An 8,053-nucleotide genomic window follows, 5' to 3' on the forward strand; every position below is an offset into this window, starting at 1 on the left:
CGCGGCCAGTCACCAACCGCTCAGTGCAGGCGCCGCGGCCGCCGCGGGCGCGTCGCGAACAGTTCGGCGAGCTTCTCGGTCATGGCCCCGCCCAGTTCCTCGGCATCGACGATGGTGACGGCGCGCTTGTAGTAGCGCGTCACGTCATGGCCGATGCCGATGGCGATCAGCTCCACCGGCGAGCGGTTCTCGATCTGGGCGATGATGTGCCTCAGGTGCCGCTCCAGATAGTTGCCGGCATTCACGGAGAGGGTGCTGTCGTCCACCGGCGCGCCGTCGGAGATCATCATCAGGATGCGCCGGGATTCGGTGCGCGCCAGCAGGCGCTGGTGCGCCCAGTCGAGCGCCTCGCCGTCGATGTTCTCCTTCAGCAGCCCCTCGCGCATCATCAGGCCGAGATTGCGCCGCGCGCGTCGCCAGGGCGCGTCCGCCGACTTGTAGATGATGTGGCGCAGGTCGTTGAGGCGGCCGGGGCCGGCCGGCTTGCCGGCGGCGAGCCAGGCCTCGCGCGACTGCCCCCCCTTCCAGGCCCGGGTGGTGAAGCCCAGGACCTCCACCTTCACGCCGCAGCGCTCGAGCGTGCGGGCGAGGATGTCGGCGCAGGTGGCCGCGACCGTGATGGGCCGACCGCGCATGGAGCCGGAATTGTCGATCAGCAGCGTCACCACCGTGTCGCGGAACTCGGTGTCGCGCTCGCGCTTGAAGGACAGCGCGGCGGTGGGGTCGGTCACCACGCGCGAGAGCCGCGCCGGGTCGAGGATGCCCTCCTCCAGGTCGAACTCCCAGGCCCGGTTCTGCTGCGCCAGAAGCTTGCGCTGGAGCCGGTTGGCAAGCCGCGCCACCACGCCCTGCAGATGCGAGAGCTGCTTGTCGAGGTAGGACCGAAGCCGCGCCAGTTCCTCCGGGTCGCACAATTCCTCGGCGGCGATCTCCTCGTCGAACTTGGTGGTGAAGGCGTGGTATTCCGGCCCCTTATTGTCGTGGGTCATGGACGGGCGCGGCTGCCACGGCTCCGCTGGCTCGTCGCTGTCGCCCATGTCGTCGGCGTCGGGCATGTCGGCGGGCGGCGCGGCGTCGCTCTCCATGGCGCTTTCCGGCATCTCCTCCTGGGAGAGTTCGGCCTCCACCTCGGTGGCGCCCTGCTGGCCGTCGTCCTCGCGGGTCTCGCCGTCCTCGCCGCTCTGGTCGTCCTCGCCGCCCTCGCTTTCCGCGTCCTGGTCCTGGCTCTCGGAATCGAGCCCGCTCTCCTCGCCCATGTCCAGCGAGGCGAGCAGATCGCGGGCGATCTCGCCGAACCTCTTCTGGTCGTCCATGCTCTCGGCGAAACGGGAGAGGTCGCCGGCGGCGCGATCCTCGATATAGTCGCGCCACAGCTCGACGATCTTGCGCGCGTCGGGCGGCGGCGCCTCGCCGGTGAGGCGCTCGCGCACCATCAAGGCGACGGCGTCCGACAGCGGGGCGTCGGCGCGGTCGGTGATGTCGGCAAAATTGCCGCGGTGGTAGCGGTCCGCGAGCATGGCCGAGAGGTTGGTCTTCATGCCCGACATGCGGCTGCCGCCGAGGGCCTCCACCCGCGCCTGCTCCACCGCCTCGAACACCGCGCGGGCGACCTCGCCGGAGGGCAGCATCTTGCGGTGCGTCGCCGGGTCGTGGCAGGCGAGGCGCAGCGCCAGCGAATCCGCGTGCCCGCGCACGATCGCCGCATCGTGGGCGGAGAGCCGGCGCGGCGGCTCGGGAAGGCGCACCCGGTCCGGACGAGCGCCGGACGCTCGGCGGCGAAGGCGACCTCGAACTCGGCCACGCCGGCCACCGCCTTGAAGCAGGCAGAGACCGCGCGCTTGAAGGGCTCGACGGGCGCTTCCTTGGGACCTTGGGGGCAGTGCGGTTGGTCGGGGCCATGTCCGGATCTTCGTCAGCAGGACGGCCCGGCGCAAAGCCGGGCGCGTCGGGGTCAGGAGAGGGCGACGTTCACCGTGCTTTCGGGCAGTTCCTGCCCGAAGCAGCGCTGGTAGAACTCGGCCACCAGCGGCCGCTCCAGCTCGTCGCACTTGTTGAGGAAGGTCACCCTGAGCGCGAACGCGATGTCGCGGAAGATCTCCGCATTCTCGGCCCAGGTGATGACCGTGCGCGGGCTCATCACGGTGGAGAGGTCGCCGTTGATGAACGCCGAGCGCGTCAGGTCGGCGAGGCGCACCATGCGGTTGGCGGTGTCGCGGCCTTCCGGCGTGCGCAGGTGCTTCGCCTTGGCGACGATGATGTCCACTTCCTTGTCGTGGGCGAGATAGTTCAGGGTCGTGACGATGGACCAGCGGTCCATCTGCGCCTGGTTGATCTGCTGCGTGCCGTGATAGAGGCCGGTGGTGTCGCCGAGGCCGATGGTGTTGGCGGTGGAGAACAGCCGAAAGGCGGGGTGGGGGCGGATCACCCGGCTCTGGTCGAGCAGGGTCAGGCGGCCCGAGCTTTCCAGCACGCGCTGGATCACGAACATCACGTCGGGGCGGCCGGCGTCATATTCGTCGAACACCAGAGCGACGTTGTTCTGGTAGGCCCAGGGCAGGATGCCGTCGCGGAACTCGGTCACCTGCATGCCGCCCTTCACCACGATCGCGTCCTTGCCGATCAGGTCGATGCGCGAGATGTGGCTGTCGAGATTGATGCGCACGCACGGCCAGTTGAGGCGCGCCGCCACCTGCTCGATGTGCGAGGACTTGCCGGTGCCGTGATAGCCGGTGACCATCACCCGGCGGTTGTGGGCGAAGCCGGCGAGGATGGCGAGGGTGGTGGTGCGGTCGAACAGATAGTCCGCGTCCAGCTCCGGAACGTGCTCGTCCGGCTCGGAGAAGGCCGGCACCTCCATGTCGATGTCGATGCCGAAGGTCTGGCGCACCGACACCTTCATGTCCGGGGTTGGCGCTGGGGTCGCGGTGGCACTCATGAAACCTCCGTGGGCGCGCCGCGCGCGCCGCCTGCTGCTCTTGTTCTGCCATGGCGCTCCCTGCGGCGCGCCGCGGCCGTTCGGTCCGGCCGTCCTGAGGACCGGTCAGCAAAATCCCGCCTGCTTGAGGCTGTTATAGGCCTGGATCACGTTCCGCAGCCGATCCTCGGCCGAGCGGTCGCCGCCGTTGGCATCCGGATGGTGCAGCTTCACCAGGGTCTTGAAGCGGGCCTTGATCTCGTCCGCGCCGGCGGACATTTCGAGGCCCATCACCTCCAGCGCCCGCCGCTCGGCGGTGCGGATCATCCGGCCCTCCGCCTCGGGGCGCTCGGCGGCGACGCTCTCGCCGAACTCGGCGCCGAAGCCGAACGGGTCGCCATAGCCGGCGGCGCGGAAGCGGCCCCGGCCGCCCCGGGGGCGCCCGGCTGGGCGCCCGACTTGGCACCCATCTTCCAGGTGGGGCGATGGCCGGTCAGCGCATCCTTCTGGTAGGCGTAGACCGCGTCGTCGGACATGCCGGCGAAGTAGTTGTAGGACTGGTTGTATTCGCGCACATGGTCGAGGCAGAAGCGCCAGTACTGGCCTTCCTGGTGCCGGCCCTTGGGCGCGCGGTGGGTTCCCGCCTGGGTGCAGCCCGCCCATTCGCAGCACGCGGTGTGCGTGCGGCGCGTCCGGTCGTCGCCGGGCTTGACGCGGATGCGGTCGAAGAGCGGGGAGTCGAGCTTCATGGCCGGGCGATTATGCGGGCCGGCTTTCGGCACCGCAAGAAATTGAGAGGGGAGAGCCGCGGGCCGCTGAGCGACCCCGGCGCCGCGCGGATGGCAGCGCGGGCGCAAGGCACATATAGTATGCCGACCGCGAACGCGCCATCGTCGCGGTCCATTGCCGCCGCTTCCTTTGCTTCACAGATTGGTTCGATCATGAGCGAGACCCACCTTTCCGCCATCCGCCAGACCCTGGAGACGGGCCTGACCCCGCTGGCCCTCGACGTGATGGACGAGAGCCACAAGCATGCCGGCCATGCCGGCGTGCGCCACCTGGAGCGCGGCCCCGCCGGGCGCGACGACGGCGGCGTCACCCATATCCGCGTGCGGGTGGTGGCACAGGACTTCGCCGGCAAGAGCCGTATCGAGCGCCACCGCATGGTGAACGCGCTGCTGGCCGGCGAGATCGCCAAGGGCCTGCACGCCATCGCCATCGAGGCCAAGGCGCCGGGGGAATAGCCACGCCATGCGCGCAGCGGGGATCGCCGGAGAGGGCGCGCTGGTCCTGTTCTCGGGCGGGCAGGATTCCACCACCTGCCTCGCCTATGCGCTGGAGCGCTTCGCCACGGTCGAGACGCTCGGCTTCGACTACGGCCAGCGCCACCGTGTCGAGCTGGAGCGCCGCCCGGTGCTGCGCGCGGCGCTCGCCGGGCTGAAGCCGGGATGGGCGGAGCGGCTCGGTGCCGACCATGTGCTCGACCTCTCGGTGCTCGGCGCGCTGTCCGAGACCGCGCTGACCCGTGCCGTCGCCATCGAGATGGAGGACGGCGGGCTGCCCAACACCTTCGTGCCGGGCCGCAACATCGCATTCCTCACCTTCGCCGCAGCGCTCGCCTACCGGCGCGGGCTGCGCCACATCGTCGGCGGCATGTGCGAGACCGACTTCTCCGGCTATCCCGACTGCCGCGACGACACCATCAAGGCGCTGCAGGTGGCGCTCAATCTCGGCATGGACACGCGCTTCGTGCTGCACACGCCGCTGATGTTCATCGACAAGGCCGAGACCTGGGCGCTCGCCGAGACCCTCGGCGGTCCGGCGCTGGTGGACGTCATCGTGGAAGAGACCCACACCTGCTATCTGGGCGAGCGGGGCGTCCGGCGGGACTGGGGCTATGGCTGCGGCACCTGCCCGGCCTGCGCCCTTCGGGCCGATGGCTTCGCCCGGTACCGCAGCAGCCTGAGGAGGGCTTCGCGATGACCCTTTCCGCCCGTCTCCCGCTCGCCGCGCTGGCTCTTGCGGCGGTTTTCGCCGGTGCCGCGCCGGCCATGGCGCAGAGCTTCAGCTGCGCCACCAATACCGCACCCGACGAACGGGCCATCTGCGCCGATTGCGGCCTGGCCCAGCTCGATGTGAAGCTGGCGGTGATGTACGAGGTGCTCACCAAGACCTCCGGCATGGGCGTCCGCGCCGACCTGCGCGAGGCGCAGCGCGCCTGGCTCGGGACCCGCGCCGCGTGCGGCGGCAATGTCGCCTGCCTCACGGGTGCCTACCGCGCGCGCATCGGCGTGTTGCAGGCCGACCTCGACACCCTCTATTCGCGCGGACCGTTCTGAACCGCGGCGCCAACCTCCGGAGCCCGCCATGACCGCCGATCTGCGAAGCGCCAGCGATGCGCGCGCCGGTTTCCACCAGGTGGAGACCTGGGTGTTCGACCTCGACAATACGCTCTATCCCGCGCGGCACGATCTGTGGGCCCAGATCGACGCCCGCATGAAGGCCTATATCACCGACCTTCTCGGCATCACCCCGGAGGAGGCCTTCACGCTCCAGAAGGACTATTACCGCCGCTACGGGACCTCGCTGCGCGGGCTGATGCTGGAGCACGGCATCGACACCGCCGCCTTCCTCTCCCACGTCCACGACGTCGATCTCACCGGCCTCGACCCCTCGCCGCGCCTCGCCGCCGCCATCGAGGCGCTGCCCGGCCGCAAGCTGGTCTACACCAACGGCTCCGAGCGCCACGCCCGCAACGTGCTGGACAAGCTCGGCATGGGCGGCCACTTCGCGGCGGTGCACGACATCGTCGCCGCCGAGTTCCATCCCAAGCCCACGGAGGAGGCCTATCTGCGCTTCCTCCGCGCCCACGGCGTCGAGGCGCCGCGCGCCGCCATGTTCGAGGATCTCGCCCGCAATCTCGAGGTGCCGCACCGCCTCGGCATGGCGACCGTGCTGGTGGTACCGCCGGGCGAGCGGATCGAGGCGCGCGAGAGCTGGGAATTCGAGGGCCGCGAGGCGGCCTATGTGGATCACGTCACCGAGGATCTCGCCGGCTTCCTGGAGCAGGTGGCCGCGGTTTAAAGGGTCGCTTTTGACGATCCCGGGTTGAGCCTTCGGGCATATGGTGCATATTAGATTCGGCGGACTCGAGACGGGCAGGGGCGGATCTGGCGATGGGGCAAAGTGTCGCATGCGTCGGCTCTCGGTCCATGCAACTCTTCGTCGGGGCGGCGCCAACCTGGGAATTCGTGGCTTTCCATAAATGACCGCTGACAGCCTGGCCTGGGTCGATCTGGTTCAGGTTCCCCTTCTGGTGGTCAACGCCGGGGACGCCCGCGTCGTGCGCGGCAACCCCAGGGCGCGGAGCCTGCTCGGGAGCGCGAGCCTGGACGGCGATCTCTCCGATTTTCTCGGCGCCTATGCGGCCGGTCGCCTCCGGCCTCTGATCTGCGGCGAAGTCGCCGATGCAGGCGAACTGATGCTCTATTGCCGAACGCCGGCCGGCCTCGCCACGCTCGGCTTCAAGCCGGCGCGCATTCCCGACCAGGATCTCTGCGTGCTCACCATCCGCCCGCTCGCGGCCGATGCCGCGACGCAGAAGCGGACGGAAGCCGGCATCGAGAATTTCGGCGTCATGCTGGAGGAGATCGTCCGCTCGCTGCCGGTGGGCGTCGAGATCTATGACGGCAACTTCCGCGAGCTGTTCTGCAACACCCTGTCCGACGAACTGTTCGGCTACGCCTATGACGGCCATGTGCCGCATCACGACGACTGGTGGGAGCGCGGCTTTCCGGACGATGCGGCCCGCGCCCGCGCGATCCGTGAATGGCGCGAGCGGTGCGAGAGCGTGCGCGCCGCTCCGGGGGAGGTTCAGCGGGCGGAATGGGATGTCCTCTGCCGCGACGGCCAGCAGCGTACGGTCCAGTTCCGGTTCCGCTTCATCGGCTCCACCTACATCGTGGTGTTCTGGGACGTCACCGAGCGCCGACGCCTGGAGGAGGAGCTGCGCCATCTGGCGGGCACCGACGAACTCACCGGCCTGCACAACCGCCGGCGCTTCTTCGAGGAGGCCGAGCGCGCCTTCGCGGCGGCGCTGCACGCGGCGACGCAGCTGTCGATCCTCATGCTCGACATCGACCACTTCAAGTCCATCAACGACCGCTTCGGCCATGTGGCGGGGGACAAGGTCCTGTCCGAGGTGGCGCGGCGCTGCGCCGGCGCGCTGCGGACCGGCGACGTCGCCGCGCGTGTCGGCGGCGAGGAATTCGCCATTCTCCTGCCGTCGACCGACGCGGCCGGCGCCGAGCAGGTGGCGCACAAGCTGCTCACCAGCATTCGCAGCGCACCGGTCCAGGTGAACGGCCATGGGCTGGCGGTGCAGGCCTCCATCGGCGGCACCTTCCGCCTCGCAGGCGACCGCTCGGTATCAACCCTGATCGAGCGCGCCGACCGGGCGCTCTATGCCGCCAAGGGCGGCGGCCGCGACCGGGTGGTGGTGCTGCCGCGCTTCTTCGACGAGGTCCGCCCGGCCAAGCTCCGGCCCCGATCCGGCAAGACGCCGGAGCAGCCGGAGTGATCCCGGCCGGCGCATCGGCGCGACCGCTGGCGCCCAGCGAAGTGGCCATCGCCCTGGACTGGGCCGCCCGCGAGGGCTGGAACCCGGGCCTCGCCGATGCCGGCGCCTTCCTCGCCCAGGACCCGCACGGCTTCCTCGGTCTGTTCGCGGCGGACGGGAGCCTTGCGGCGACCATCTCGGCGGTGCGCTATGAGGGCGGCTTCGCCTTCGTCGGCTTCTACATCTGCCGGCCGGACCTGCGCGGGCGCGGCTTCGGCCTCGCGCTCTGGACCGAGGCGATAGCGCGGCTGGAGGGGCGCGTCGTCGGGCTCGACGGGGTGGTCGCGCAGCAGGCGAACTATGCCCGCTCCGGCTTCGTCCTTGCCCACCGCAACGTGCGCTACGGGGGGCCGGTGCCGGGCGGTGCCGCCGTGCCGCCGGTGGCCCAGCACGGCGGCGAGGTCCGCGTGATCGGCGCCGATCTCCGCGCGGCGGTCGATGCTTTCGACCTCGCCTGCTTCGGCTTTGCCCGCCCCGCCTTCCTCGACGCCTGGCTGAACCCGCCGTCCGGCCGCGCGCTG

At 70.2% G+C, this 8,053-nt stretch carries 9 protein-coding genes and 1 pseudogene; 6 read left to right on the forward strand and 4 right to left on the reverse strand.

All coding sequences use genetic code 11. The annotated features are described in order from the left end of the window. Nucleotides 1-20: 20 nt before the first annotated feature. The 4 genes and pseudogenes from cobT to AC2W7M_RS15055 all read right to left on the reverse strand — a co-directional run bounded on the left by cobT (nucleotide 21) and on the right by AC2W7M_RS15055 (nucleotide 3,663). A pseudogene (gene cobT, locus AC2W7M_RS15040) lies at nucleotides 21-1,899 on the reverse strand (cobaltochelatase subunit CobT). Between the two features lie 52 nt (nucleotides 1,900-1,951). After that, the gene (gene cobS / locus AC2W7M_RS15045) at nucleotides 1,952-2,935 is read right to left on the reverse strand and encodes a cobaltochelatase subunit CobS (RefSeq protein WP_121624483.1); all 984 of its coding nucleotides are present in this window, start codon (nucleotides 2,933-2,935) and stop codon (nucleotides 1,952-1,954) included. A 105-nt stretch (nucleotides 2,936-3,040) separates the two neighbouring features. After that, nucleotides 3,041-3,241 carry a J domain-containing protein gene (locus AC2W7M_RS15050; protein ID WP_486133052.1) on the reverse strand — a complete coding sequence of 67 codons (201 nt, stop codon included), beginning with the start codon at nucleotides 3,239-3,241 and terminating at the stop codon, nucleotides 3,041-3,043. Further along, complete coding sequence (locus tag AC2W7M_RS15055) at nucleotides 3,238-3,663, reverse strand: hypothetical protein (RefSeq protein WP_486133053.1); 426 nt, start codon at nucleotides 3,661-3,663, stop codon at nucleotides 3,238-3,240. The genes AC2W7M_RS15050 and AC2W7M_RS15055 overlap by 4 nt, the downstream gene beginning before the upstream one ends. Before the next feature lie 192 nt (nucleotides 3,664-3,855). Between AC2W7M_RS15055 and AC2W7M_RS15060 the strand changes: the two genes are divergently transcribed. From AC2W7M_RS15060 to AC2W7M_RS15085, 6 genes are all read left to right on the forward strand, one after another. Further along, entirely contained in the window at nucleotides 3,856-4,158 is a 303-nt protein-coding gene (locus AC2W7M_RS15060; RefSeq protein WP_486133054.1) for a BolA family protein, read from the forward strand. 7 nt (nucleotides 4,159-4,165) lie between these two features. After that, nucleotides 4,166-4,897 carry a 7-cyano-7-deazaguanine synthase QueC gene (queC, locus tag AC2W7M_RS15065; RefSeq protein WP_486133055.1) on the forward strand — a complete coding sequence of 244 codons (732 nt, stop codon included), beginning with the start codon at nucleotides 4,166-4,168 and terminating at the stop codon, nucleotides 4,895-4,897. After that, nucleotides 4,894-5,253: a lysozyme inhibitor LprI family protein gene (locus AC2W7M_RS15070; protein ID WP_486133056.1), complete on the forward strand. Its 360-nt coding sequence runs from the start codon at nucleotides 4,894-4,896 to the stop codon at nucleotides 5,251-5,253. The genes queC and AC2W7M_RS15070 overlap by 4 nt, the downstream gene beginning before the upstream one ends. A gap of 28 nt (nucleotides 5,254-5,281) precedes the next feature. Then, nucleotides 5,282-5,998, forward strand: coding sequence for a pyrimidine 5'-nucleotidase (locus AC2W7M_RS15075; protein ID WP_486133057.1), 717 nt, complete (start codon nucleotides 5,282-5,284; stop codon nucleotides 5,996-5,998). Nucleotides 5,999-6,179: 181 nt separating this feature from the next. Continuing rightward, a complete protein-coding gene (locus AC2W7M_RS15080) occupies nucleotides 6,180-7,493 on the forward strand; it encodes a GGDEF domain-containing protein (protein WP_486133058.1) in 1,314 nt (437 codons plus the stop codon). Then, the coding region (locus AC2W7M_RS15085; RefSeq protein WP_486133059.1) for a GNAT family N-acetyltransferase at nucleotides 7,490-8,053 on the forward strand (564 nt) is incomplete at its 3' end. The genes AC2W7M_RS15080 and AC2W7M_RS15085, both read left to right, overlap by 4 nt.

The sequence above is a fragment of the Xanthobacter sp. BG11Y11_SDJG genome, from assembly GCF_057364445.1.

Coding starts and splice junctions, on each gene's coding strand:
- cobS (WP_121624483.1), bottom strand. CDS start 2,935: ATGAGTGCCACCGCGACCCCAGCGCCAACCCCGGACATGAAGGTGTCG.
- AC2W7M_RS15050 (WP_486133052.1), bottom strand. CDS start 3,241: ATGATCCGCACCGCCGAGCGGCGGGCGCTGGAGGTGATGGGCCTCGAA.
- AC2W7M_RS15055 (WP_486133053.1), bottom strand. CDS start 3,663: ATGAAGCTCGACTCCCCGCTCTTCGACCGCATCCGCGTCAAGCCCGGC.
- AC2W7M_RS15060 (WP_486133054.1), top strand. CDS start 3,856: ATGAGCGAGACCCACCTTTCCGCCATCCGCCAGACCCTGGAGACGGGC.
- queC (WP_486133055.1), top strand. CDS start 4,166: ATGCGCGCAGCGGGGATCGCCGGAGAGGGCGCGCTGGTCCTGTTCTCG.
- AC2W7M_RS15070 (WP_486133056.1), top strand. CDS start 4,894: ATGACCCTTTCCGCCCGTCTCCCGCTCGCCGCGCTGGCTCTTGCGGCG.
- AC2W7M_RS15075 (WP_486133057.1), top strand. CDS start 5,282: ATGACCGCCGATCTGCGAAGCGCCAGCGATGCGCGCGCCGGTTTCCAC.
- AC2W7M_RS15080 (WP_486133058.1), top strand. CDS start 6,180: ATGACCGCTGACAGCCTGGCCTGGGTCGATCTGGTTCAGGTTCCCCTT.